Origin of the sequence: Ardenticatena maritima (genome assembly GCF_001306175.1) — a bacterium.
GTDB lineage: Bacteria > Chloroflexota > Anaerolineae > Ardenticatenales > Ardenticatenaceae > Ardenticatena > Ardenticatena maritima.
Map to the genome: position 1 here is coordinate 15,927 of NZ_LGKN01000006.1, position 24,530 is coordinate 40,456.

25 protein-coding genes are annotated in these 24,530 nt (G+C 60.9%); 9 read left to right on the forward strand and 16 right to left on the reverse strand.

Features of this window, described 5'->3' with window-relative positions:
- Window positions 1-4 precede the first annotated feature (4 nt).
- The 10 genes from SE16_RS10950 to SE16_RS10995 all read right to left on the reverse strand — a co-directional run bounded on the left by SE16_RS10950 (window position 5) and on the right by SE16_RS10995 (window position 8,974).
- The gene (locus tag SE16_RS10950) at window positions 5-778 is read right to left on the reverse strand and encodes a hypothetical protein (RefSeq protein ID WP_054492565.1); all 774 of its coding nucleotides are present in this window, start codon (window positions 776-778) and stop codon (window positions 5-7) included.
- On the reverse strand, window positions 775-1,566 hold the full coding sequence (locus tag SE16_RS10955) for a type III pantothenate kinase (RefSeq protein ID WP_161804536.1): 792 nt from the start codon (window positions 1,564-1,566) through the stop codon (window positions 775-777). Before SE16_RS10955 ends, SE16_RS10950 begins: the two co-directional genes overlap by 4 nt.
- The gene (gene guaB, locus SE16_RS10960) at window positions 1,563-2,993 is read right to left on the reverse strand and encodes an IMP dehydrogenase (RefSeq protein ID WP_054492563.1); all 1,431 of its coding nucleotides are present in this window, start codon (window positions 2,991-2,993) and stop codon (window positions 1,563-1,565) included. The genes SE16_RS10955 and guaB overlap by 4 nt, the downstream gene beginning before the upstream one ends.
- 50 nt (window positions 2,994-3,043) lie before the next feature.
- Window positions 3,044-3,901, reverse strand: a complete 858-nt coding sequence (locus tag SE16_RS10965; protein ID WP_082374149.1) for a purine-nucleoside phosphorylase — start codon at window positions 3,899-3,901, stop codon at window positions 3,044-3,046.
- Between the two features lie 49 nt (window positions 3,902-3,950).
- On the reverse strand, window positions 3,951-4,583 hold the full coding sequence (locus SE16_RS16415) for a PH domain-containing protein (RefSeq protein ID WP_054492562.1): 633 nt from the start codon (window positions 4,581-4,583) through the stop codon (window positions 3,951-3,953).
- A 17-nt stretch (window positions 4,584-4,600) separates the two neighbouring features.
- Window positions 4,601-5,476, reverse strand: a complete 876-nt coding sequence (locus SE16_RS10975) for a tyrosine-type recombinase/integrase (RefSeq protein ID WP_054492561.1) — start codon at window positions 5,474-5,476, stop codon at window positions 4,601-4,603.
- Between the two features lie 81 nt (window positions 5,477-5,557).
- Entirely contained in the window at window positions 5,558-5,803 is a 246-nt protein-coding gene (locus tag SE16_RS10980; protein WP_054492560.1) for a DUF2905 domain-containing protein, read from the reverse strand.
- A gap of 23 nt (window positions 5,804-5,826) precedes the next feature.
- The gene (gene ruvB / locus SE16_RS10985; protein WP_054492559.1) at window positions 5,827-6,870 is read right to left on the reverse strand and encodes a Holliday junction branch migration DNA helicase RuvB; all 1,044 of its coding nucleotides are present in this window, start codon (window positions 6,868-6,870) and stop codon (window positions 5,827-5,829) included.
- 89 nt (window positions 6,871-6,959) lie between these two features.
- A complete protein-coding gene (locus SE16_RS10990; protein WP_060687593.1) occupies window positions 6,960-7,859 on the reverse strand; it encodes a 1,4-dihydroxy-2-naphthoate polyprenyltransferase in 900 nt (299 codons plus the stop codon).
- 188 nt (window positions 7,860-8,047) lie between these two features.
- Window positions 8,048-8,974 (reverse strand): proline dehydrogenase family protein, encoded by a 927-nt coding sequence (locus SE16_RS10995; protein ID WP_054493401.1) that lies wholly within the window; start codon window positions 8,972-8,974, stop codon window positions 8,048-8,050.
- Window positions 8,975-9,156: 182 nt separating this feature from the next.
- Here SE16_RS10995 and SE16_RS11000 point away from each other — a divergent pair, with 182 nt between their 5' ends.
- From SE16_RS11000 to rfbC, 6 genes are all read left to right on the forward strand, one after another.
- Window positions 9,157-10,338: an ABC transporter substrate-binding protein gene (locus SE16_RS11000; RefSeq protein ID WP_054493402.1), complete on the forward strand. Its 1,182-nt coding sequence runs from the start codon at window positions 9,157-9,159 to the stop codon at window positions 10,336-10,338.
- Window positions 10,339-10,522: 184 nt separating this feature from the next.
- A complete protein-coding gene (locus SE16_RS11005; RefSeq protein WP_054493403.1) occupies window positions 10,523-12,187 on the forward strand; it encodes a hypothetical protein in 1,665 nt (554 codons plus the stop codon).
- A gap of 9 nt (window positions 12,188-12,196) precedes the next feature.
- A complete protein-coding gene (locus tag SE16_RS11010) occupies window positions 12,197-12,667 on the forward strand; it encodes a TlpA family protein disulfide reductase (protein ID WP_054493404.1) in 471 nt (156 codons plus the stop codon).
- Between the two features lie 3 nt (window positions 12,668-12,670).
- On the forward strand, window positions 12,671-13,444 hold the full coding sequence (locus SE16_RS11015; protein WP_054493405.1) for a PIG-L deacetylase family protein: 774 nt from the start codon (window positions 12,671-12,673) through the stop codon (window positions 13,442-13,444).
- Complete coding sequence (thpR, locus tag SE16_RS11020; RefSeq protein WP_060687595.1) at window positions 13,441-14,061, forward strand: RNA 2',3'-cyclic phosphodiesterase; 621 nt, start codon at window positions 13,441-13,443, stop codon at window positions 14,059-14,061. The genes SE16_RS11015 and thpR overlap by 4 nt, the downstream gene beginning before the upstream one ends.
- Before the next feature lie 15 nt (window positions 14,062-14,076).
- Window positions 14,077-14,622 carry a dTDP-4-dehydrorhamnose 3,5-epimerase gene (rfbC, locus tag SE16_RS11025; protein WP_054493407.1) on the forward strand — a complete coding sequence of 182 codons (546 nt, stop codon included), beginning with the start codon at window positions 14,077-14,079 and terminating at the stop codon, window positions 14,620-14,622.
- Between the two features lie 53 nt (window positions 14,623-14,675).
- Here the strand turns inward: rfbC and cobA are convergent, their stop codons facing one another.
- Window positions 14,676-15,461, reverse strand: coding sequence for a uroporphyrinogen-III C-methyltransferase (gene cobA / locus SE16_RS11030; protein ID WP_201782268.1), 786 nt, complete (start codon window positions 15,459-15,461; stop codon window positions 14,676-14,678).
- Window positions 15,461-16,321: a sirohydrochlorin chelatase gene (locus SE16_RS11035; protein WP_060687597.1), complete on the reverse strand. Its 861-nt coding sequence runs from the start codon at window positions 16,319-16,321 to the stop codon at window positions 15,461-15,463. Before SE16_RS11035 ends, cobA begins: the two co-directional genes overlap by 1 nt.
- Window positions 16,322-16,731: 410 nt before the next feature.
- Between SE16_RS11035 and SE16_RS11040 the strand changes: the two genes are divergently transcribed.
- The 3 genes from SE16_RS11040 to SE16_RS11050 all read left to right on the forward strand — a co-directional run bounded on the left by SE16_RS11040 (window position 16,732) and on the right by SE16_RS11050 (window position 19,136).
- Window positions 16,732-17,490, forward strand: coding sequence for a hypothetical protein (locus SE16_RS11040; protein ID WP_152918152.1), 759 nt, complete (start codon window positions 16,732-16,734; stop codon window positions 17,488-17,490).
- A 9-nt stretch (window positions 17,491-17,499) separates the two neighbouring features.
- On the forward strand, window positions 17,500-17,922 hold the full coding sequence (locus SE16_RS11045) for a hypothetical protein (protein WP_054493410.1): 423 nt from the start codon (window positions 17,500-17,502) through the stop codon (window positions 17,920-17,922).
- A 155-nt stretch (window positions 17,923-18,077) separates the two neighbouring features.
- Window positions 18,078-19,136, forward strand: coding sequence for an aminopeptidase (locus tag SE16_RS11050; RefSeq protein ID WP_054492814.1), 1,059 nt, complete (start codon window positions 18,078-18,080; stop codon window positions 19,134-19,136).
- 72 nt (window positions 19,137-19,208) lie between these two features.
- On the opposite strand, the gene eno is transcribed toward SE16_RS11050, so the two are convergent.
- The 4 genes from eno to SE16_RS11070 all read right to left on the reverse strand — a co-directional run bounded on the left by eno (window position 19,209) and on the right by SE16_RS11070 (window position 24,510).
- Window positions 19,209-20,501 carry a phosphopyruvate hydratase gene (eno, locus tag SE16_RS11055; RefSeq protein ID WP_054492815.1) on the reverse strand — a complete coding sequence of 431 codons (1,293 nt, stop codon included), beginning with the start codon at window positions 20,499-20,501 and terminating at the stop codon, window positions 19,209-19,211.
- 138 nt (window positions 20,502-20,639) lie between these two features.
- Window positions 20,640-22,967 carry a PEP/pyruvate-binding domain-containing protein gene (locus tag SE16_RS11060; RefSeq protein ID WP_060687599.1) on the reverse strand — a complete coding sequence of 776 codons (2,328 nt, stop codon included), beginning with the start codon at window positions 22,965-22,967 and terminating at the stop codon, window positions 20,640-20,642.
- A gap of 18 nt (window positions 22,968-22,985) precedes the next feature.
- The gene (gene holB / locus SE16_RS11065) at window positions 22,986-24,032 is read right to left on the reverse strand and encodes a DNA polymerase III subunit delta' (RefSeq protein WP_054493314.1); all 1,047 of its coding nucleotides are present in this window, start codon (window positions 24,030-24,032) and stop codon (window positions 22,986-22,988) included.
- The gene (locus SE16_RS11070) at window positions 24,004-24,510 is read right to left on the reverse strand and encodes a metallophosphoesterase (protein WP_054493313.1); all 507 of its coding nucleotides are present in this window, start codon (window positions 24,508-24,510) and stop codon (window positions 24,004-24,006) included. Before SE16_RS11070 ends, holB begins: the two co-directional genes overlap by 29 nt.
- Window positions 24,511-24,530 lie beyond the last annotated feature (20 nt).

Genomic DNA, 24,530 nt, shown 5'->3' on the forward strand with positions numbered 1-24,530 from the left:
TGTCTCACGAAAATGAAAACCGACCTCGCAACCCACCAACAATGAGGATGCCGATATTGAACAACAACAAGATGGGAACGTCAACCAAAATGGTGATGGAAAAGGCGAAGATGAGATACCACCCCAGTGAAACGAGCAGCCAGAGCAAGAAGGCGGGAACGTTGGGTCCACGCAAGCCAAATATCAGCAGGAAGGTGAACAACGCCACCCAAAAGAAGGCGCGTCGCCATTCCACGCGGTCGCTTTCACTCGGCACCATGGCATTGCTCACGCTAAACAGAATGTAGAACCAGAGCGGCGCGTCGGGCACGGATTGGATGCGGTGAACTTCTTGCCAAAACAGTGCGAGCATATCACGCCAGGTGATGGTTTCTTCAAAGAAGAGGAAAGGCCATGTCATGCCAAAGATGCGTGTGGCAATTGTGACAACCACCACCGTCCCGACGAAGAGCGGCGCCAAGCCAACCAGCGCGCTGCGAATGGGGTCGCTTTTGCGCACGAGCACATGCCCCATGACGAGTTGCCCATTCTCGAAGCGGGGGATGAGTGAAAAGCCGGACGTGGGGACGCGCATGAGTTTCGCCATGAACCAGTGGCTGGTTTCGTGCAAGAGCGTCCCCGGCAGGAGCACCAGGGCGTAGAGGTAGTAGGCGGCGCGTTCGCTGTTGGTGAGCAAGTAGAAAAAGGTGAGAATGGCGCGCGTGGTCGCGCGATCCAGCGCCAGGAAAAGGAAGAGCATGAGCAAGAACACCAACCCGAACGCCAGCAAGCCGTTCATGAGCCGTGGTGCCGCTTCCAGATTTCGTACAGCCCATCCACGGTCAGCGCCTGGTCAACAACGGTGATACAGGCGGTATGTTCCGCCATGGCTTCGGCAAGCCCACCGGTGGCAATCACAGTCGGTTGCGCACCCAATTCGGCGGTAATACGCGCGACAATGCCTTCAATCAGCGAGGCGTACCCCCACATGAGCCCGCTTTGCATGGCGGTCGCGCTGGTGTTGCCAATGACACGGGGCGGGAAGACAAAATCCACCTTGAAGAGGCGCGCCGCACGCGAAAAAAGCGCCGACGCCGAGAGTTGCAAGCCGGGCGCAATCACCCCGCCGATGTACGCCCCTTCGGGCGACACCACGTCGAACGTGGTTGCTGTGCCCAGGTCAATGACGATGGCGGGCGCGCCGTACCGTTTCACCGCTGCGACGGCATTCACCAGGCGGTCGGCGCCCACTTCGGCGGGGTTGGGCACTTGTACGGGAATACCGATGTCAATCTCGGCGCTGACAATGAGCGGCTCGGTGTGCAGATAGCGGCGCACCATTTCACTCACGGCGGCGGTGGCAGGCGGCACAACCGAGGAGATGATGCAATGCCGCAGTTCGGCAAGGCGATACCCACGCAACGCCAAAAACCGCTCGACAAGCACGCCCCATTCGTCGGCGGTGCGGTCGTGGTCGGTGACGGCGCGCCAGTCGGCGACCAGCGCGCCGTTTTCATCGAAAATGCCAAATTTGGCATGCGTGTTGCCGATGTCCACTGCCAGCAACATGGCCTGCACCTCGTTCACAAGACTTCGACGTCGTGCGGCTTGCTTTCCTGCATGCCCGCGAGTGTGATGGGCACAAATTCGGCGTTGGCTTGCAACTCAGGGATGGTGTAGGCGCCGGCATAACTCAGCCCACTCCGCAAGCCCCCCACCAACTGGCGCACAATGTCCACCACACTGCCGCGGTAGGGCACCATGGCTTCCACGCCTTCGGGCACCACCTGTTCGATGTCAATCTCGGCGCTGTCCTGGCGGCTCATCGTTGCGCCCAGGCTGGCCATGCCGCGCGTGACTTTGTAGCGCCGCCCCTGGCGCTGAACGATGCGCCCCGGGCTTTCGCGTGTGCCGGCAAAGAGACTGCCAATCATGACCGATTGCGCCCCGGCGGCGAGGGCTTTGGTGAGGTCGCCTGAGGTGCGAATGCCGCCATCGGCAACGATGGGCACACCGTATTCGCGCGCGGCTTCACTGCATTCAATCACGGCGGAGAGTTGCGGCACGCCAAACCCCGTCACAATGCGCGTGATGCAAATTGAACCGGGACCAACCCCGACTTTGACGGCGTCCGCCCCCGCTTCAGCGAGGTCGCGCACGCCTTCGGCGGTCGCCACGTTGCCCGCCATGATGCGCACGTCTTCGCCATAGGTATCGCGCAACCATTTGAGCATGTCGAGCGCGTTGTCGCTGTGCCCATGCGCAATGTCAAGCACGAGGATATCCGCACCGGCGCGAATCAGCGCTTCGGCGCGTTCACGCTCGCCCCGCTTCACGCCAATCGCGGCGCCCACGCGCAAACGCCCTTTCTCATCTTTGGTCGCCTGCGGGTATTGGCGGCGTTTGACGATGTCCTTGGCGGTAATCAAGCCGTGGACGCGCCCGTTTTCGTCCACCAGGGGCAATTTTTCCACCTTGGCGCGATGCAAAATTTTGCGCGCTTCCTCCAACGAGGTTCCCGGTGGGGCGGTCACAAGGCGCTCGCGCGGCGTCATCAATTCCGCGACGGGGCGGGTTTCGTCGTCTTCAAAAAGAATGTCGCGCGTGGTGAGGATGCCCAGCAAGTTGTCTTCGGCGTCCATCACCAGCAAACCGCCGCTTCCCCACTCGTCCATGAGGCGGCGGGCTTCTGCGACGGTGGCGGTGGGCGCGATGCGGTACGGGTCTTCGACAACCAGGTTTTCGGCACGTTTGACGCGCAACACTTCGGCGACTTGCCGCTCAATCGTCATAAAACGGTGGATGACGCCCAGACCGCCCAGGCGCGCCATGGTGATGGCCATTTCGCTTTCCGTCACGGTATCCATGTTGGCGCTGATGATGGGGATTGCCATCCGAATGCCGCGCACCAGGTCGGTGGACGTGTCCACGTCGCGGCGGGAGCGCACGGGTGAGCGACGTGGGACAAGCAAAACATCGTCGAATGTGAGTGCATGTTGGTCTCGGATACGCATAGGCGGTTTGCCTCCGTTTGCTGCTTTTATCAACCAGCCAGGTACACGGGTCATGCGCCCAAACGCGCGACAATGCCGCGCACCAGTTCGCGCAGGACGGCGGCGCGCTGGTTGCCAATCGCCACCACTTCTTCGTGCAGTTCCATCGGTTCGTCGCTTTCGCGCGGTTCGGTGATGACTTTGTTGGTGATGAGCGAAAACCCAAGCACCTTGACGCCCTGATGCCGCGCCACCACCACTTCGGGCACGGTGCTCATCCCGACCGCGTCGGCGCCAATGGCGCGCAAAAAGCGCAGTTCGGCGGGCGTCTCATAACTGGGACCACTCACCATGACGTAGACGCCATCGCGCAGGTCAATGCCTTGCTCGGCGGCCACCTCGTGCGCCAGACGGCGCAGGGTGGGGCTGTACGCGTTCGACAAATCGGGGAAGCGGGGTCCCAAGCGGTCATCGTTGGGACCAATCAGCGGGTGATGCCCAGCCATACCGGGGATGAAAATGTGATCGTTGATGCACATGATGTCGCCCACGTTGAAGGCGGGATTGATACCGCCGGCGGCGTTGGTCACAATCAGCGTCTCGATGCCCATCGTCGCCATCACACGCACGGGCAACGTCACGCGGTGCATTGAGTGCCCTTCATAGAAGTGAAAACGCCCCTGCATGACAACGACCGGCACATTCGACAAACGCCCCAGCACCAGGCGGCCGGCATGCCCCGCCACGGTGCTTTGCGGAAATTGGGGGATGTCGCCGTAGGGGAACACGTGCGCACTCTCCAACCCATCGCCCAAGCCCCCCAAGCCTGAACCGGCGATGATACCAACACGGGGGCGGTGTGGCGTGCGTTCCAAAATCCAGCGGGCAATCGCGCGGTAATCTTCAAACGTAAATGATGCTTCGTTCATGGCAACTTCCTCGTTGTCTTCAAAATTGATTGGTTGTCAGACAGGCGACCTACAAACGCGCCAGCAACTCGGCTTTCTTGCGCTCGAATTCTTCTTCGGTAATCAATCCGCGCTGGCGCAATTCCGCCAGGCGTTCAATCGCTGCAAAAACGTCATCTTCAAGTGTGCGGGGGGCGGCTTCCACTGTGCGGCTGGCGCCCGTGTGCAAATCGGTTTTGGCATTCAGCATGGCTTGTTTGAAGCGGACCGGGTGATGAATGCGCTCAAAGTGGTTGACGCCGATATCGCTTCCCGTGATGATGTGAATGTCGCCATAGCCCAGCATGCGCCCCAGCACAGATTGTTCCAACACGACATCGTTGACTTTTTCCAGCGAAGAGTCCGTCACCTGTTTGTTGAAGATGCCTTCCACTTTGAGCACACGCCGATTGGTGATGATGTAGCGTTCGTTATTCCACGCCACCAACACCAACGCCAACCGCGCCAGAACAACCGCATCTGCCAGGAGCAAGACCAGCCATGAAGGGTTTTGTTGGGCTTGCCAGAGCACGATCGCAACAACGAAAATTCCCAGCGCCAACAGGCCGTACACCAATACCGCCCGCGCAATGACAATGGGGTGCTGGCGTGTTTCAAACAAAATGGTTTCGTCTTTGCCCAACAGTTCTTCGATATAGCCCATAAACGGCGCTCCTTTCGTCAGGCGTCGGCAGATTCATCGGGCTGTGAGGCGGCTTCATCAAGTCCTTCGTACATGTGCAGACTGCGTTCGGTGAGATTTCCCAACGCCTCGCCTACATCGTGCGGGGCAGTTTGGTCTTGCATGTGGTGAACGGCAAATGTGTGGCGCAAGGTGTGCGGGCTCACCTCTTTCTCCAAGCCCGCCTTTTCAGTATATTCACGGATGATCAGCCAAACCCCCTGGCGCGTGAGTTTCGTGCCGCGCGCATTCACGAACAGCGCCTGCTCATCGGGTGAAGCGACCAGCGCGAGCCGTGCTTCTTCAACATAGCGGCGCAAGGCTTCGCACGCTGCTGTGGAAAGCGGCAGCACACGTTCGCGCCGCCGCCCTGAACGCACGCGCACCGAGCAACTGGAAAGGTCTACATCTTGCAAGCGCAGGTTGACCAGTTCGCTCACACGCACGCCGGTTGCGTACATCACCTGCAACATGGCGTGATCGCGCAAGCCTTTGGCGCCGGGTTCGCCGGCTGCCGCCGCCAGCAAGCGCTCCACTTCGTCGTGTGTGAGGACGATGGGCTTTTTCTTTTCGACGCGCGGGCTGCCGACCTTTTTGGCGGGGTTTTCGGCGAGGTCGCCACGTTTTTTCAAGAACGCAAAGAAGCGCCGCACCGCCGCCATCTTGCGCGCCACGCTGGAATTGGCGTACTCGCGTTCACGCAAGAAAAAGACAAACGCCTGCACATGCTCGGTGGTGACCTCCTGCCACGAGCGCGGGGGGGGGTCTTGTTGCCGCAAGAAATCGAGAAACTGCGTGAGATCGTTTTGGTATGCCAGGCGCGTGTTTTGACTGCTCGATAAGGTTTCAATAAATGCGGCGATTTGTTCCTGCATGCAAAGACTCCTTGCCCAATGGTCTCTGCCTCAATATGATTGAACGTATCAGAGACATGAGTTTATGTCAAACAAAAGCCGTCATCGCCCCAAACGGCTCGCCAGCCAAAGCAAGAGATTCAACCCCACGGTGAGCAAGAGGCTAAGCACAATGGACGTGGCGATAGGCACCCAACAACTCACATTGTCGCGTTCGATGTAAATGTCGCCGGGCAAACGCCCCAAGCCGGGGAGACGAGGCAACACAACGAAAAAGAGCCCCACGAGAACGAGCAACACCCCCATGAGAATGAGCGTTCGCCCGAAAGCCGATAGTTCCGGCGGCATGGTTCCCTCCTTCTCCCTCGATGCTACAAAAGCGGCGGTTGAATGGGTCCCTCACCGCGCTCATCGCGGTTGAACGGAATGCCCAAATGCTCGTAGGCGCGGCGCGTAACGACACGCCCACGCGGGGTCCGTTCCAAAAAACCGAGTTGGAGCAAGTAAGGTTCGTACACGTCCATAATCGTGTCGGATTCTTCGCTGATGGCGGCGGCGATGGTTTCCAGTCCTACCGGACCACCGTCAAACTTTTCGATGATGGTGAGTAAGACGCGGCGGTCAATGTCATCGAGCCCAAGTTCGTCAATTTCCAGCAACGCTAGGGCATCCTGCGCCACCTGGCGGGTAATCACGCCATCGGCGCGCACTTGCGCGTAATCCCGCACGCGTTTGAGCAGGCGATTGGCAATGCGGGGCGTCCCGCGTGCGCGGCGGGCAATCTCTTCTGCGCCCTCGGCGTCAATCTGAACGCCCAGAATGCGCGCACTGCGCTGGACGATTTGCACCATTGCGGGCAAATCGTAGAAATCGAGGCGTTGCACCACGCCAAAGCGGTCGCGCAAGGGTGAGGAAAGCAACGCCAGCCGCGTTGTCGCCCCCACCACGGTGAAACGGGGCAATTTGAGGCGCACGTTGCGCGCGCTCGGACCTTTGCCGATGATGAGATCGAGCACGAAGTCTTCCATGGCGGGGTAGAGAATTTCTTCCACAGCGCGGCTCAGCCGGTGAATTTCATCAATGAAAAGGATATCGCCTTGCCGCAAGTTGGTGAGAATGGCGGCCAAATCGCCCTGGCGTTCAATGGCAGGACCAGCGGTCACCTTGATGTTGACGCCCATCTCGTTGGCGACGATGGTGGCCAGGGTCGTTTTCCCCAATCCCGGCGGTCCGTAGAGCAAGATATGGTCAAGTGGTTCATGACGCTGACGCGCCGCTTCGATGAGAATTTGCAAGTTGGTCTTGACACGCTCTTGCCCAATGTACTCCGCCAAGCGTTGGGGGCGCAACGTCTGTTCCAGCGCGCTATCTTCTTGTGTTTCTTGTGGTGTTATGGTGCGTTTTGGTTCAGTCATGGTCTTGTGAAAATACCTTACCGTTTACGCCTCACATTTTTGGATTGTACCATAGATACGCCAGGCTGAATACAAAAACCCGACTTGTCCTAGGAAAGAGCAATCCCCACCGCCAGCAACAGGCTGAACACCAACGCCAAACGCGCCGTTCCAGCCAGCATCTCGTTGAGCGCGGTCCCCTGCAACTGCGCCACACCACGTACCAAGCGCAACGCCAGCGGGAACGTCAACCAGGGGAGCATCACAAAAGGCGACAAGCCCCCCACGCGCCACAAAAAGGGCAAGATGGCGTATGCCCCGCCCACCAACAAGGCGTATTCGCGTCGTGTACCACGTTCACCCAGTAGAACCGCCAGCGTGCGCTTGCCGGCGCGCGCATCGGTACGAATATCTCGCAGATTGTTGACCACAAGAATGGCGGTGATGAGCAACCCCGGCGGTACTGAAACAGCAAGCGCCAGCGGGGTTAGTGCGCGCGCCTGCACGTAGTACGTCCCCGCCACAGCCACCACCCCAAAGAAAATGAAGACGAACACATCACCCAATCCCACATAGCCATAGGGCAACGGGCCACCAGTGTAGAGCACCGCCGCGACAATCGCCGCCGCGCCCACCCAGAGCAAATGCCAGCCTGCGGTTGCCGCCAAGTAGAGCCCCGCCACTGCTGCAATGCCAAAAACAACCACCATGCCCATTTGCAACTCGCGGGGCGAAAGCAAGCCGCTCGCCGCCACGCGCACAGGGCCTACCCGGTCAGGCGTATCAGCCCCTTTGACGAAATCGAAATAATCGTTGGCAAAGTTTGAACCAATTTGCAGAAACAGCGCCACAATCAGCGCCGCGAACGCCGCCGACCAGTTGAAAACGCCGTCATGATAGGCAAGCGCACACCCCACCAGCACAGGCGCCACCGATGCAGGCAAGGTTTTGGGGCGTGCCGCCATCAGCCAGGCACGCCACTTTGGCACAGCAAGCGTCTCGTGTGCCATGCAACGCCTCCTTGAAGAGATTGAATGTTGGCGCGTTCTCCACACACCAGCGCGGGAGAGGCAGTGTACCACAGCCCGCCTGTGCGTCAACGAGTTGCCGAAAGAGGGGCAGAGGCGGTGCGCCGTGTCGAGCCGCACAAAAAACCCCCAGGCGAGAATGCCTGGGGGCGCTCCCTACCCGCGCGCATTTACCCACGCACGATATTCTTCAACAGGAAAATGACATTTGCAGGGCGCTCCGCCAAACGCCGCATAAAATAGGGATACCAATGCGTCCCATACGGCACATAGACGCGCATGCGATACCCCTGCTCTGCCAACTCCAGCTGGCGCTTGGTGCGAATGCCGTAAATCATCTGAAACTCAAACGCATCCGCGGGGATACCTTGGGCACGCACCTCATCGAGCGTCGCCGCAATCATCTTCTCATCGTGAGAGGCAATAGCAGGATACACACCTTGCTCACGGGCTTCAGGGCTGAACATGAGCCGCATGAGCCGCACAAAATTGGCGTCCACATCGGCTTTGGCGGGGAACGCCACGCTGGGCGGTTCATCATACGCTCCCTTGACAAGACGAATGCGCGGCGCCAGCGGCATCAAATCGCGGATATCCTGTTCTGTGCGATACAAGTATGCCTGCAATGCCACCAGCACATCAAACCCCGCTTCACGCAAGCGACGATAGAGCGCCAGAGTAGGGTCTACATAGGGGTGCGACTCCATGTCAATCTCAACGCGAATGCCATATTGGTGCGCCCGTGCAGCGATGGTGTGCAAATTCTCATAGCAAAACTCGAAATCAATGTCCAGCCCCAACGCCGTGGGCTTCAACGAAATATCAGCCTGCAATCCTTCGCGTGCGATGGCTTCCAGCAAACGCAGATACTCATTCATGTGGGCTTGCGCCGTCTCACGCTCGAAGACACTTTCGCCCAAAAAGTCAATCGCCGCCCACAACCCCTGACGGTTGAGCGTGCGGACAACCTCCAGGGCTTCGCTCATGGTATCGCCGGCTACGAAACGGCGCGTCATGCGGCGGGAAGGGGGAAATCGGGTGATAAAACGTTCCGCAGTCTGACTCGTTGAAAGCCGTAAAAAAACCTTGCGTAGCATGGGTACTCTCCTTTGAGTAAACAGTATTGAATTGACGCCGCCATTATCGCCAAACACGCCCAGAAAGCAAAGGTAAGTAGTACCATTTGGCGAGTGCCTTCGCAGGTCAAAATCCATATACTTTGAAGCGGCATCTACGACGCCAAATGCACTCGGCAACCAAATGAAACGTGAGGCGGGCAATGAAAAAATCGCTTCTCTTCCCTCTTCTAGCCTTGCTCGTGAGCCTTACTGGTCTCGCCTGCCAAACCGTCTCCAGCGCCACGACACCATACGGCGGGGTCATCCGTATCGGGCATAACGCCCCATTTACCGGCGCGATTCCACTCGTGGCGCTTTCCGGGCGCGAAGCGATAGACCTGTGGCTTGAAGAACACAACAACCAGATCGAATTGGACGGCAAGGTGTATCGGTTTGAAATTATCGAACGCGACAATCAGACATCCCCTGAAGTCGCCGCACGCATCACCGAAGAACTGATCACCGAACACGATATCCTTGCCATGATTGGCCCCTACGCTTCGGCTCAGGCTATTCCAGCGGGCGAGGTGGCAAACCGCCTGAAAACACCGATGATTAGCCCGTGGTCTACCAATCCCAACACCACGCGCAACCGCCCATATGTGTTCCGCATTCCCTTCCTTGATGATTTTCAAGCCGAGGTCATCGCCTATTTTCTTGCTGAAGAACAACGCGTCCAGAACGTTGCTATCCTGTACAGTGAACAAAGCGATTACTCACGCGATATTGCCCGTTTCTTCCGCGAAAACGCCCAAGCATCGGGCATGAACATCGTTTTCGATGAATCGTTCGACGCCAATGATTTGGTGAATATTTCATCACACCTGGAACGCCTCGCCCAAACCAACGCCGAAGTGCTGTTCTTGCCCCAGTATTACAATGAAGTCCCCATCATCGTGAACCAATTGGCGCAAATTGGCTGGACAGGACGAGTCATTGGCAGTGATTCATGGGCGTCAACGGAACTGCTGACGGCGTGCGGTATCAACTGTGAAGGGTTCTACTTCTCAACGCACTGGACGCCTTCCAACACAAGCGAACCCGCCCAGCGCTTCATCAAACTCTATCAAGCACGCTACAACCGCCTGCCTGACGACCTTGCCGCCCTAACGTGGGATGCCATGGAAATCCTCGCGCTGGGGCTGCAAAACTGCGGTTCGCTCAGCGGCAACCTGGAACAAGACCGCGAATGCTTGCAGCAAGGCTTAGCGGCCATTGATGCCTTTGAAGGCGCCACAGGGAAAATGCGCTTCAACGAAGAAGGCGACCCCATCAAGTGTGTGTTGCTGGTGCGCATCGAAAGTCAGCAAGCGCAGTTTTACAAACAAGTCTGCCCGCGCTAGCCGCTCAAAGGGCTGTGTGCGCAGAGGACACAGCCCTTTTTTCACCCCTCAGGCTTCCTCCGCAGACGCCCCCCGTGTTTGACCGAACCTGCCCCCTGCATAAAGTGTTAGCCGCCTGACATCGCAACAGCGCGGTTGCGAGCCATACTCGCGAAGCAACCGATACATCTCGGAGGATACACCTATGACACTGACCAAAGGCTCGATGCGTCTGACGCTTGGCGTGTATGAACGCGCCATACAACAACGTCTCAATGAATGGGAAGCACAAAATCTCGCAGGGCGCATCTGGCAACGCGACGCCACGGTTTGGACGGCGCAAACCCCACCGCCCCCGGAGTTGCTGGACCGGCTCGGTTGGCTGGACCTGCCGGTGGAGATGCGCGCCCATGTGGATGAATGGCGCACGTTTGCCGAAGAAATCCACGCAGAAGGGTTTACGCATGCCGTTTTGCTGGGCATGGGCGGTTCCAGTCTCGCCCCAGAGGTGTTTCAACAGACGTTTGGCAACCGCAACGGGTATCCCGAACTCCTTGTGCTCGACAGTACCCACCCCGACGCGGTGCGTGCGATCGAAAACCAGATTGACCTGACACGCACCCTTTTCATTGTGTCGAGCAAATCCGGCACAACGATTGAAACCATCTCGTTCTTCCGCTACTTCTGGCATCTGATGCGCGAAGCCACCGACACCCCCGGCAGCCGTTTCATCGCCATCACCGACCCCGGCACACCGCTGGAAGAACTCGCCCACGCGCGCCACTTCCGCCGCGTCTTCAACGCCCCGCCCGACGTCGGCGGGCGCTACTCAGCGCTTTCGCCCTTCGGGCTGGTGCCCGCCGCGCTCATCGGCGCGGACGTGGCGCACTGGCTGCAACTCGCCGGCGACATGGCCGACGCCTGCCGCTTGCCCGCTTCGCAAAACCCGGGGTTGGTGCTCGCCGCCGCTATCGGCGAAATGGTCCGCGCCGGGCGCGATAAACTCACGTTCATCACAGCCCCCGAAGTCGCCGCTTTCCCCGCTTGGCTGGAACAACTCATCGCCGAAAGCCTGGGCAAAGAGGGCAAAGGCGTGGTGCCGGTGGTGGGGGAAGTGCTGGGCGAACCCGGCGATTACAGCAACGACCGCATCTTTGTCGTCTTTTCGATTGGCGAAACACTCACGCCGGACCGTGAAGCCCGCCTCGCCGCCCTCGAAAAAGCGGGGCACCCCATCATTCGGCTCATGCTGCCGAACGCTGAAGCCATCATCCCCGAAATGTTTGCGTGGGAATTTGCCACCGCCGCATTGGGCGCTCTGCTGGGCGTGCATCCCTTCAACCAGCCGGACGTGCAACTCGCCAAAGATCTCGCACGCCGCGCGATGAAAAACGCCGCCGACCCACAAGACGATGATGCGCTCTCCATCGAAAACATTGACACCGTCATCGAAGCCCTGCGCGACGTGGTGGAAAGCGTCGCCCCCGGCGATTACATCGCGCTGCAAGCCTTCCTGCCGCCCCTGCCGGACATCGAAGCCTCTTTGCAAGCCCTGCGGCTGGAAGCCCGCAGTCTCTTGCGTGTGGCGACGACGCTCGGTTTTGGGCCGCGCTTCCTACACTCCACGGGGCAATTGCACAAAGGCGGTCCCAAAACCGCCATCTGCCTGCAACTGGTGGATGCTCCCATGGTGGACCTGCTCGTCCCCGAGACGGATTACACATTCGCGCAACTCATCGCCGCCCAAGCACGCGGCGACGCCGAAGCCCTGCGCCAACGCGGGCAGCGTATCGTACGCATCAACCTGGGGCATGACGTGCAGAATGGGTTGACAGCGTTGGCGGGCGCGCTCAACGAAGCCATGTTGTAGGAGCAGCCAATGGACGTTCGCGAAGGCGACCTTGCGCCACCCTTTCACGCGCTGAAAACGCTCAACGGTGCGCCGTTGCAGGTGGACGACCTGCGCGGCGCACCCGCGCTCTTGCTTTTCTTCCATGTGGGATGCGCCGGCTGCATGGGGCGCGCGCTGCCGCTCACACTGCGGCTTGCCCGCGAGTATCCGCAACTGCGCCTCGTCGGCATTCACCTCACAGGCGACGATGAACCTGAGCGCGTCGAATACTCCTTGCAAAAGGTGATTGACTACTTCAAACTGCCCTACCCCATCATCATGGATGACGGCGACGCCACCTTTCGCGCCTACGGCGTCTCAGGCACACCCCATTGGGTGTTGCTGAATGCCGACGGCACCATTCGCAAGCACTTTTTCGGCTCAATGGAAGGCGCACAACAACGCCTGTTTTATTCACTCGCCGAACTCTTCGACAGCCCACCATCGGAGCCAAACTGAACCATGCCGACCCGCCTCTTTCTCTCACCGCACCTTGACGATGCGATTCTTTCATGCGGCGGCCTCATAGCGCAAGCCCACGCCGCGGGCGACCGTCTCATCATCGCCACCATCTTCGCCGGCGACCCATCGCCACTCGCGGCGCAACTCCCGTTTGCACGCTACCAGCACACGCTGTGGGGCGACCCCATCGCCCCCATGCCGCTGCGCCGCGCTGAAGACCTCGCCGCCGCCGCCGCCCTCGGCGTGCATGACGTGGTACATCTGACGTTCGCCGACGCCGTCTATCGCCATCTTCCCACCGGTGAGGCGCTCTACACCAACGACGACGACCTCTTCGGCGCGCTGCACCCCGCCGACGAACCACTCATCAACGCCATTGCGAACGCCTTGCGCCCACTCATCGCCGAAGCCGACGACATCTACGCCCCGCTCGGTCTCGGCAACCATGTAGACCACCAACTCGTGGCGCACGCCGCCAGACGTCTCTCCACCGCCGCCCGCCTGGTCTGGTATGAAGAATTGCCCTACGCCGAATGGGACGACCCCACCGCCCACACGGCAACACGCACCAAACACCCGCACCTGGTCGCGATAGACGAAACCGCCATGATGCGTAAACTCGACGCCATGGGCTACTACCGCACCCAAATACCGGTGCTCTATCGCAACGAAATCGCCATGCACCGCCGCGTGCGCGCCTACGCCGCACGCCTTGCCGAGGGGCTATCCGCGCCCTACGCCGAACGATACTGGCTCGAAGGAGTGCCAACATGAGTGAACGTGATACCATCCGCGCTTTCCTGGCGGTCGAACTCCCCGCCTCTGTGCGTCAGACCATCGCCCGCCTGCAACGCCAGTTGCAGCGCGAACTGCCGCACGCCGACATGTTGCGCTGGGTCAACCCCGACATCGCGCATATCACGCTCAAATTTTTGGGTGAAACGCCCGTCGCCGAGATTGGGCGTGTGAGCGACGCCGTCGAAGCCGTGGCGCGCCGCCACGCCCCCTTTACCACGTCGTTAGGCAGCCTGGGCGTCTTTCCCCACATTCAGCGCCCGCGCGTGCTGTGGGTCGAAGCGACTGATGAAAACGGCGCGTTCCGCCGCCTCGCCCGCGACATTGAAACCACCATGCAGGCGCTTGGGTTTCAGCCCGCGCAGGAAAAGCGCTACATCCCGCACATCACCCTGGCGCGTGTACGCCAACGCATTCGCCGCCATGAACAGGCCGCCATCGGCGAAACCATCGGCGATTTAGAGGTGGCGCTGGACATGCAATGGCGCGTCGAAACCATTACCTTCATGCGCTCTGTCCTCACACCGCAAGGACCCCACTACACACCACTCAGCACGCACGCGCTCCAGCCGCCAACCGAAACCGAAGAAGCATGAAGGAGCAACAGAGCGATGAAAGCCATTCCCACCGCCATTCCTGACGTTCTCATTCTGGAACCACGCGTGTTTGAAGATGAACGCGGCTTCTTCTACGAAGCCTACAATGCGCGCACCTTTGAAGCCGTCACCGGCATTGTGCGCACCTTCGTACAAGACAACCATTCGCGCTCCGTGCGCAACGTCTTGCGTGGGTTGCACTACCAAATCAAACACCCGCAAGGCAAACTCGTGCGCTGTACCGTGGGGCGCATTTTCGACGTCGCCGTGGACATTCGCCGCTCATCTCCCACATTCGGCAAATGGGTAGGCGTCGAACTGAGCGCCGACAACAAACGCCAACTCTGGATTCCCGAAGGCTTTGCACACGGCTTTGTTGTGCTCTCCGACGTCGCCGAGGTGCAGTACAAAACCACCGACTACTATGCACCGGAATGGGACCGCACCATCCGCTGGGACGACCCCGACCTGGCGATTGAGTGGCCGCTTGAAGGCGAGCCCATCCTTTCGCCCAAAGACCGCGCCGGCAAATGGCTGCGCGAAGCCGACCTCTTCGACTAAACCGTCGTTCACCTACGCCCAAACAGCCCGTCCACGATGGCGGGCTGTTTTGTTTATGACGCCCGCGCCACCGCATTGGCAAGCGTTGCCAGCGCCAACGCCTGCACCTGCGAACCGATAGCCACCACCTCGCCAATCACAATCGTCGCCGGCGGGCGAATACCATTGGCGGCAATCGTTTGCGCCAGCGTTCCCAACGTGGCAAACGCCACCTGCTGGTCGGGCAAGGTGGCGTTGGCGATAATCGCCACCGGTTCATCAGGCGAACGCCCCGCGGCTATCAGGCACTCGGCAATCTGCGCGCTGTTGCGCACCCCCATGAGCACCACCAGCGTTGGCACCCGCGCATACGCCGCCCACTCCACCAAACCGCCGCATTTGTCAGGCGCTTCATGCCCCGTCACTACGGCAAACGCGGGGGCAACCTCGCGGTGCGTCACCGGAATAGCCGCCGCGGCGGGCGCGGCAACAGCCGACGTAATCCCCGGTACCACCTCAAACGGAATGCCCGCCTCGGCAAGCGCCACCATTTCCTCGCCACCACGCCCAAAGACAAAGGGGTCGCCCCCTTTCAAGCGCACCACTGTGCGCCCCAACCGCGCCTGTTCAATCAACAACGCATTGATTTCTTCTTGCGAGCACACATGCCGCCCAGGCGCTTTGCCCACGTAGAAACGCAACGCATGCGGCGGCGCTTCATCCAGCAATTCCGGCGGCGCCAGACGATCGTAGACCACCACATCGGCGGCTTGCAAAGCCCGCAACCCGCGCACGGTAATCAAATCCGGTGCGCCGGGACCACTGCCCACAAGATAGACCTTGCCAACACGCTGGTTCATCATGCAATCCCTCGCAATCCATGCTCTTCATCACTCGTTTGGGGTTGTCCAACTGCGGCTTCCATACCGGCAAAGGGGAACCGATACTTGCACGCGTCGCAATTCATCGCCGTTCGCCCATGCAACACTTCTTCCAGGCGCACATTCAGCAGGTCGAACAACAAAGGGTGCAGCCCCATATGTTCCGCGGCGATGAATTCCACCCCCCATTCCTGCGCCGCCGCCTCAGCCTGTTCGCGCACCCATTGCAGCGTCAACCCTGTGAAGAGAAAATGGGGCGCCAGCACCAGCCGCCGCGCGCCCAACCGCGCCGCACGCGCCACCGCATCGGGCACGCGGGGCGTCGTCAGGCTGAAAAAGGCAACCTCCACACTCAGCCAGGTATGCCCTTCCCAGAGCAAGCGCGCCAATTTGTAGACGTTGGAATTGGAATCGGGGTCAGTGCTGCCCCGCCCCGCCAGCAGAATGGCGGTTTCTTCCTCAACATAGTCCGGCAAAGCGGCAACCGCCTCGGCAATCCGCGCCTGCAACACGCGCACCACCAGCGCATGCGTATCGAAAGGCGTGCCATACTCAATGCGCACATGCGGCCACTGCGCCCGCGCCCAGTGAATGAGCGCCGGAATATCATTCTTCTGGTGTCCAGCCGGTCCCACCAGCAGCGGCATCACAATCACATGGCGCTCACCTGACGCCACGAGCGAGCGCAACGCCACAGCCGCCGGCGGGTCGGTCAATTCCAGGAACGCCATGTGCACCGGATACGGCAAACGGCGCGCCGCCTCGCGCCCAAACGCCTGCATCTCGGCAATACTCGCCGGGTCACGGCTTCCGTGAGCAATCAGCAAAATTGTCGGCATGGCACATTCCCTCCACATTGGTTGAACCAAACAAAAAAGCGCCCGCGTGGGCGCTTCGCTGCTTCCAGATCTCTCGCGCCCATCTCCTCACCAGCAGCGGGAGACGGGCAAGCCAACACTCAAACAGACCGGCGCGGGCTTGCACGCTCCCGCGTCGGACAACATATTGCCTGCCAGATATGTTGTGCGCGCTGTCGCCAAAACATGGTGTTGCGTTCACTCCGTTTCATGCGTCTGCGAGCACCTTACTCCACAACCCGCGCCGTTGTCAAGGGGTTCCCCACCATTTTCACCCACTTGGGCGCCTCATTCAAGACTTTTGTTGCCTATTTGGTCAACGCGCCTGCTTCTCATATACTTGACACGGTATGCAACCATTGCAATTTGAAAACGTGAATACCGAGGGAACTATGAGCGCACATCTGCTTGATCGTTCGTATTGGGAAAACGAATGGTCGCTGACCGATGAAGTAAAAGAAGCCATCCTTGACCTCTTTTTGGACGTCAACCGTCCCATGACGCCGTACTATCTGGCAAAGCAGTACCTGACGCGGCTGGTCGAAACGGCAAAGGAAGAAAGCGCCGCCGTCGCTCAAGACGTGTACAATCCCACACAAGCCTATGCGGTAGGCGCGCGCTTGCTCTTCCCGCAGTTGAAAGGGCTGGCGGGCGAAGTCGTTGCCGTGCGCGAAGGGCACAACCCACGCTATGACCCCTTCAAAGTCATCGCCGTCCAGTTTCCCAACGAAGACGAACCGCGCGAATTCGTCGCCGAATTCAACCACCCCGCCATGCTCAACTTCGACACCGCCGCCAACCTGGCGGAACTGACCCCCGACGCGGTGCTGCACGTGGCGGGCGACATCGTCGAAGCCGCTTTCGCCCGCTACCTCGAAGAAGGCGACTTTGCCGAATTTGGCGGTCGCTATCTGCCGGAAGGCATGCTGGTCGAGGTCAATCTCGGCAACCGCAACATCGCCGAAGCCATGATTGACGTGCTCGGGCAACCATTGCCCACATCCGAACTGATGAAAGAAATGGAACTTCCCAAAGAGACCAACAAAGAGGTGCTGACGTTCTCCGTCAACGTCGCGCTCGCACGCGATGAACGGTTCTACAACGCCGGCGATGAAAAATCGCCGCAGTGGCACCTGCACCGTTTGAAATAGGAGGCATCTATGCGGCTGGCACTGCTGCGCTCGACTGTGGATACACCCTTCCAAATTGATTTTTCGTGGTTCGAGAAGCAAAACATCAGCCTGGACGTGCTGTTGCGCGAGCAATTGTGCGACCAGTGCGCACGCGAGTTTGGCGACACCGTTCCCGACGAAACGCTTGACTACGTTGACCCGAACACGGGCGAGGTCTTCCGCGTTGACCCGATACGCGAAGCGATTTTGTCACACTGCCAGTGGCGTCCCGATTACATCGGGAACGAAACCCCGCTGGCGATTGCGGTTTTCCGCGCCTTGCTCGCCAACAATAACCGCCCGATGACGCCCAAAGAACTCTACCAGCGTATCCGCCGCGGTTCACCCGAAACGATTTTGCAACTGCTCACGCGCGGCGGTGTGAAGTACGGCATTCTCCCCGCCCGCTAACGCTGGTCCCACCCAGTGCGGCACACGGCGCAAGTGTGCCGCACTTTTTCTTTGCACCCGCCCACCGCGCCCACAGAACACTTGACACCCTCGCCCGCCCACGCTAGCATGAGCGCCGCTCACACCAACAATAAAACAGGAAAGCACGAAACACTATGACGACGTGGCGCGATGTAGCCGAACACGCTATCCGAGGCTTGGGTGTACGACCAGGCGAACTCATACAGGTGCGTGAACACACCGGACGCCTGGACGTGATTCTCGAAATGCTGCTTGCCATCGAACGGGCGGGCGCAACGCCTTTGCTCGAACTGACCCCGCCGACCTACATCAAGCGTTTGCTGGATGAAGCGCCGCTTTCGTACCTGCTCAATTGGGATGAGCACCGTATCCGCTGGATGGAAGAAGTAGACCGCGTGCTCGTCTTGCAAGGGGCTGGCGTGGATGCGAACGACCTCGACCCCGACGCGCTGGATGCGTGGAGTAGCGCTGTCCAGCGGCTGACAGCCCTGGAAGAAGAGCGCCACTTGCCCTACATGCTTGTGGCGGTGCCCACCGAAGAACGCGCCCAACGCGTGGGCATGTCGCTCCGCGACCTGGAAGCCTACATCCTGCCGGCGCTGGTGGTGCCGGTGGAAACATTGCGCGAGCGTATTCAAGCCGTCTTGAACGCCGTCTATCAGGCGCAAACACTCACCATCATCACCGATGGGCACGAACTCTACCTGCACCGTGGGCGTCGCCGCTGGCTCACCGACGACGGCTATGTGGATGAAGAAGACCGCATTACGGGGGCGATTACCAGCAACTTGCCCGCCGGCTCCGTTTACACCACCGTCATCGAAACAGCGACAACCGGCACGCTACGCGCACGCTACAACCGACTTCCCGTCCTGCTGACTTTCAAAGAGGGCACTATCACCGAGGTTGAGGGTGCAGGCGCTGATACGTTCCTCGCCTTGCTGGAACGCCACACCGGCGATTGCCGCCGCGTTGGGCATGTCGGCGTCGGGCTGAACCCCGCGCTCGACCACCCCATTCAGTGGACGGTCATTGATGAGCACGTGGCGGGGGCGGTGTTCATCTCGTTGGGCGAAAACCGCTACATGGGGGGACAGAACGCGAGTTCGCTCAACATTGATTTGCCCCTGGAACGGGCTACCCTGCTCGCCGACCAAACGCCCATCGTGCGCGAGGGACGCCTGGTTGTCTAACGTTTCACCCAAACAAAAAACGCGACGCACCTGGCATTGTGCGTCGCGTTTTGCTGTTGTCAGCAGAATGGGCTAGCGCAAGTTGTAGAAGGCGTCGCGCCCCAGATAGACCGCGCCCTCGTCCAACATCTCTTCGATGCGCAGCAACTGGTTGTACTTCGCCACGCGGTCGGTACGCGCCGGTGCTCCCGTCTTGATTTGCCCCGCATTGAGCGCAACCGCCAGGTCGGCGATGGTGGTGTCTTCGGTTTCGCCACTGCGGTGGCTGATGACCGCCGTCCAGCCGGCGCGCTGCGCCATTTGCACCGCGGCAATCGTCTCGCTGAGCGTCCCAATCTGGTTCACTTTGATGAGAATGGAGTTCGCGGCGCGCCGTTCGATGGCTTCTTCCAGGCGCGTCACGTTCGTGACCAGCAAGTCATCCCCCACCAACTGCACACGATTACCCAGGCGCTCGGTCAGTTTCACCCAGCCGTCCCAATCGTCTTCGCTCAAACCGTCCTCAATGCTGATGATAGGATACCGATCCACCCACTCGGCGAGGAAGTCAATCATCTCTTCGCTGGTGAGCGCGCGCCCTTCTTTCGGCAAGTGGTATTTGCCGTCCTGGTAGAGTTCACTGGCGGCGGCGTCCAGCGCCAGCACCACATCTTCGCCGGGGCGGTAGCCGGCGTCTTCGATGGCTTCCATGATGAGGTCGAAGGCTTCGGCGTTGGTTTTGAGCGACGGCGCAAAGCCACCCTCATCGCCCACGTTGGTGGCGTAGCCATGCTTTTTGAGCACGGCTTTGAGCGAGTGATAGACTTCAACGCCCATGCGCAACGCTTCGGAGAACGTCTCTGCGCCCACAGGCATGACCATGAATTCCTGGAAGTCGGCGCTATCCGCCGCGTGCTTGCCGCCGTTCAGAATGTTCATCATCGGCACAGGCAACACACGCCCATTGACCCCGCCCAGATAGCGGTAGAGCGGCAACCCAAGCGAGTTCGCCGCGGCATGCGCCACCGCCAGCGAAACCCCCAAAATGGCGTTCGCGCCGAGGTTGCTCTTGTTGGGCGTGCCATCGAGTTCGATGAGCATGTTGTCAATTTCGTACTGGTCGAGCGCGTTCCAGCCAATCAGTTCGGGAGCGATGGTCTGATTGACGTTTTCGACGGCTTGCTCGACACCCTTGCCCTTGTAGCGCGAGGGGTCATTGTCGCGCAGTTCAACGGCTTCATACGCCCCTGTGCTGGCGCCACTGGGCACAGCCGCGCGACCAATCGTGCCATCCGCCAAGAGTACTTCCACTTCCACGGTGGGATTCCCGCGGGAATCCAGAATTTGACGCGCAACGACATCTTCAATCATGGTCTCTTGCTGCATGGGGGTTCCTCCTTCATGTTCAAAGGTTGCACAGCATGTGGTGGCGCCGTTGCCAGCGGCGCCCAGTCTATCACAATTCGCGATTTTGCGCGAATATCGGTGCGTTTGTGAAATGCGCCACAAAAGCGGCGTGCGCCGCTATGCGCTTTTCAGCCGCACAATGTTGCCCTCGTAGGCGTCCACCAGCACCATATCGCCGTCGGCGACCTGTTCGACAATGCCATGCACGCCCATCACCGTCGGCACGCCATACTCGCGCGCGAGCACAGCCGCATGGCTGAGCAAACTGCCGTGCTCGGTGACGAGCGCCGCAATCTGCTCGAACATGGGCGCCCAACCTGGGTCGGCGGTGGGGGCAACCACCACCTCGCCCGGCTGAACGCGCACGAGGTCTTGTTGCGTGCGCACGATGCGCACACGCCCTTGCGCCACACCGGGGCTGACGGGGCGTCCCTGCCAGGTATCGCCCGTGTGGGTTTCCACAAGCGGCTTGTTCCCCCGCAAAAAGGTGGGGAAATGCGCATTCGGTGCGCGTTTCCACGCCGCCAGCAAGCGTTCGCGTTCGCGCATGCGGGCGGTTGCCAGGCGCGCCAGGGCAGGCGAAAGGTCTGCCGTCAAGAGTTCGCCAAACGTCAAGCCGAAGATGTGCGCCGGTTGTTGGGGGGCTTCGTGCGGGGCGGCGCTCTGCCAGGCGCGCCACATGGTGAGCGCCAACCGCCGTTGAACCGCCAAAATGCACTGCCAGGCAAAGCGCTGTTCTTCGCGCAGGCGCAACACGCCCCGCAGCCAGCGCACAAACGCCCGCAACCAGAAAGGCGGCGGCTCCGGCGGGGGGAGCGGCGTATCGCGGGCAGTGGCGAGCAGGTCGGCAAGGGCGGCGGGGGCTTCCGCCAGGGGTGGGTCGGCGCAGTCGAGCGTGAAGAAGCGATGCCCAAAGCGATGCGTGAAGTCGCGCAGGGCGGCGGCAAAGGGCGTCTCACCCAGGCGGGCGGCGGCTTCGTCGCAAGTGGGGGCGGCGCGCAAGAGCGCCAGGTCGTCGGGGGTGGCGAGCGCGGCGAGATGCGCCAGCGCTTTGTTGAGCCGCGTGGTTGAAGTATCCAGCCCACGGGTGTACGCCGCGGCGCGTTCCGCCGCCTGGGGCGCACGATGGCGCAGGCGCAGCAGGCGCAAGAGCAAGGTGTACCCCACTTCGGCGTAGAGCAGGCTCCAGCGGTGCAGGCGCAACAAGGTGTGCACTTCGCTTTGGGTTTCAGCCAACAACTGGCGGGCGGCTTGCACGGTATCATCAGGTTCCAACAGCGCAAGCGCGTTCATGCGCACGCGCCATTCCACCAGCCGCGCTTGCAAACGCCGCTCGAACGCCGACCAACGGGCGGCGTTCGCCCACGGCAACACCATGCGCCCGTCGGTGCGAAACGCCAGCCAGGCATTCCGCACGAGATGCACGCCCCAGCGCGGCTTGGACGGGATGCGCCGCTGGTTCACGTCGCCCTGCGGGAAGTAGCGGCGGGCGTCTTCGGGCAAAAGCCAGGCGGGAAAGAGTTTGTAAAGCCGCTGCCAGACCGCCACGCGCACGTAGGGGTGCCCGTTCCAGAGTTTCCAGAGCGGTCCATCTATGTCGTCCGCCCCCAACAGGATGAGCGGCCAGCGCAGGGCGTGCCATTCCAGCCCATCCGCCACCAGGCTCCACCCAAAGGGCGAAACGGGGTGCGGCAAGCGTTCGTTGAGAAACGCCGCCGTCCAGAGCCACTCATCATCACCGTAGGCGTGGGTGAAAAAGCCGGTGCTGAACGCGGTAATGGGGCGCACCTGCACGACCCACAAGCGTTCGCCGTCCCACGCCCATTCGAGGTCTTGGGGAACGCCAAAGCGCTCTTCGGCACGCCGAACAAGCGCCGCCAATTCGCGCACCACGTCTTCGGGAAGCAGGGGCGCGCCTTCCCAGGTGATGGTGTCGCCGCGCACGGTGAGCCGCACGCCGTCGGTCGTGCCGCTGAGCAACGTATCCGCCACGCCTTCCACCATTTCAACCAGCAGGGTATCCCCTTCGGTGGGATGACGCCCAAAAGCGACGCCCGCCACACGGGCGTTCACCTGCTGTTGCACCAGCACCGCCATCTCCACCCCGTTGGACGCCGAGCGCCGCACTTCTTCCACGGCACGGCAGACCGCCTCAAAGCCGCGCACATGCAGGCGCGAGAGGAATTGCCCCGCCTGGCTGGCGGTTTCGCCGTCTTCATTCGCCGCCGAGGAGCGCACGGCAACGGTGGTGTCGGGCGCCAGCCCACTGCGGGCGAACGCTTGCGCCAACATGTCGGGTGTGCAGGGGAGACCGGGGGGAATGATGAACGCCGGCGGCACAGGCCAGCCCTCGGCGGCAAGTTGCGCCAGGCGGGCGGCTTTCGCGCCCACCAGCGCCGGGTCGCGGGCTTGGGGGTCGTTCAGGGTGAAGATGTGCGCCGCCACCGAACCGTCCTCAGGTGCTCAGGTCGTCAGGCGGGGGAACGCGAGCAACAGCGTTTCCCACAACAATTGCGGTTGCACGTTGGTTTCGTGCAACAGGCGCAGTGTGGTTTGCAACTTGCGCAATACCGCCAGCACGCGCTCGCGCGGCACATGCTGGGCGACACGGCGCAACGTAGCCAGATCGTCTATGTTGGTGATGTCCTCTTCGGCGTGTGCGCCAACAAGCATGACGTCGTGCCACCAGGTTGCCCAGGTATGCAACACGTCCAGCCGTTCGGCTTGCGCCAGATGCGCCGCCTGTTCGAGGCGGTCGGTGTACGAGGCGTGCAGAAGCGTATGCACCAGGTCAACGGCTTCGCGGCGGGCGTTCAACACGTCGGGCTGGGTGGCGGCTTGCAACGCCCACCCCACGCGCCCCGCGCTCAGCCGGGCAATCAGGGCGGCTTGCTCGGCGTCGGCGACGTGTTCGCGCACCAGCGTTTCAATCTCGGTGCGGGGTACGGGGCGCAACGTGAGCACCTGACACCGCGAGCGAATGGTGGGCAACAGCAAGGCTTCGTCGGTTGTGGTCAGGACGATGACGACGAATGAGGGCGGTTCTTCCAGCGTTTTGAGGAACGCATTGGCGGCTTGCGTTGTCATGCGTTCGGCGTCGGCGACGATGAGCAGTTTGTAGCGCCCTTCGACCGGGCGGCGCGCCAATTCGGTCTGCAAGGCGCGGATGGCGTCCACCTTGTAGGCGGCGGCAACGGTTTTCTCGCCCAGCAATTCGCGCTGTGTTTCGGGTGTGAGCGTGAGCACGTCGGGATGGTGCGCCTGTTCGATGAGCGTGCAGGTGCGGCACACACCGCACGGGGCGGCGTCGCGTTGTTCGCAGAGCAGGGCTTGGGCGAAGCGTCGGGCGAGTGTTTTGCGCCCGCTGTGGGGCGCGCCGACGAACAGGTACGCATGGCTGGGTTGTGTGTGGGCGGCATGCGCCAGCAGGCGCACGGCGTGCGCATTGCCGATGAAGCGCCAACGCGCGATGGTCTGGTTGTCAGGCGTGGTTGTGGGGGATGTGGACATGCGTGAATGTTCCGCTCTCGGTCTCGTAAATGCCAAAGGTTGGTTCGCCAAAGCGCCCCATAACTTCGCCGGGGTTGGCGAGCAGGGTGCGCCCCACCATTTCGCTATGGCGCGTGTGGTCGTGTCCGTAGAAGACGGCGTCGAACGCGCCGCTTTCGGCAATGCGACGGGCGATGTCGGGATAGTGGTTGATGGCAATGCGCCGCCCCCCGTATTCGAGTTCGGCGTATTGCCCATGCAAGGTGACATGCGCAAACCGGGCGGCAACCTGCGAGAGCAAGAAGGGGTCGCCGTCGTTGTTGCCAAAGACGGCGTGGATGGGACCGGCAAATCCTTCGGCAATCTGCGCCAGTGTGAAGGGGGCGCAAAAATCGCCCAAGAAGAGCAAAACGGCGGCTCGCTCTTCGTTGACCAGCCGCAAGGCTTCCGCCAGGTTCCAAATGTTGTCGTGGGTATCACTCATGACGGCGATGCGCATGGTTCCCCTCCCTGTGCAGT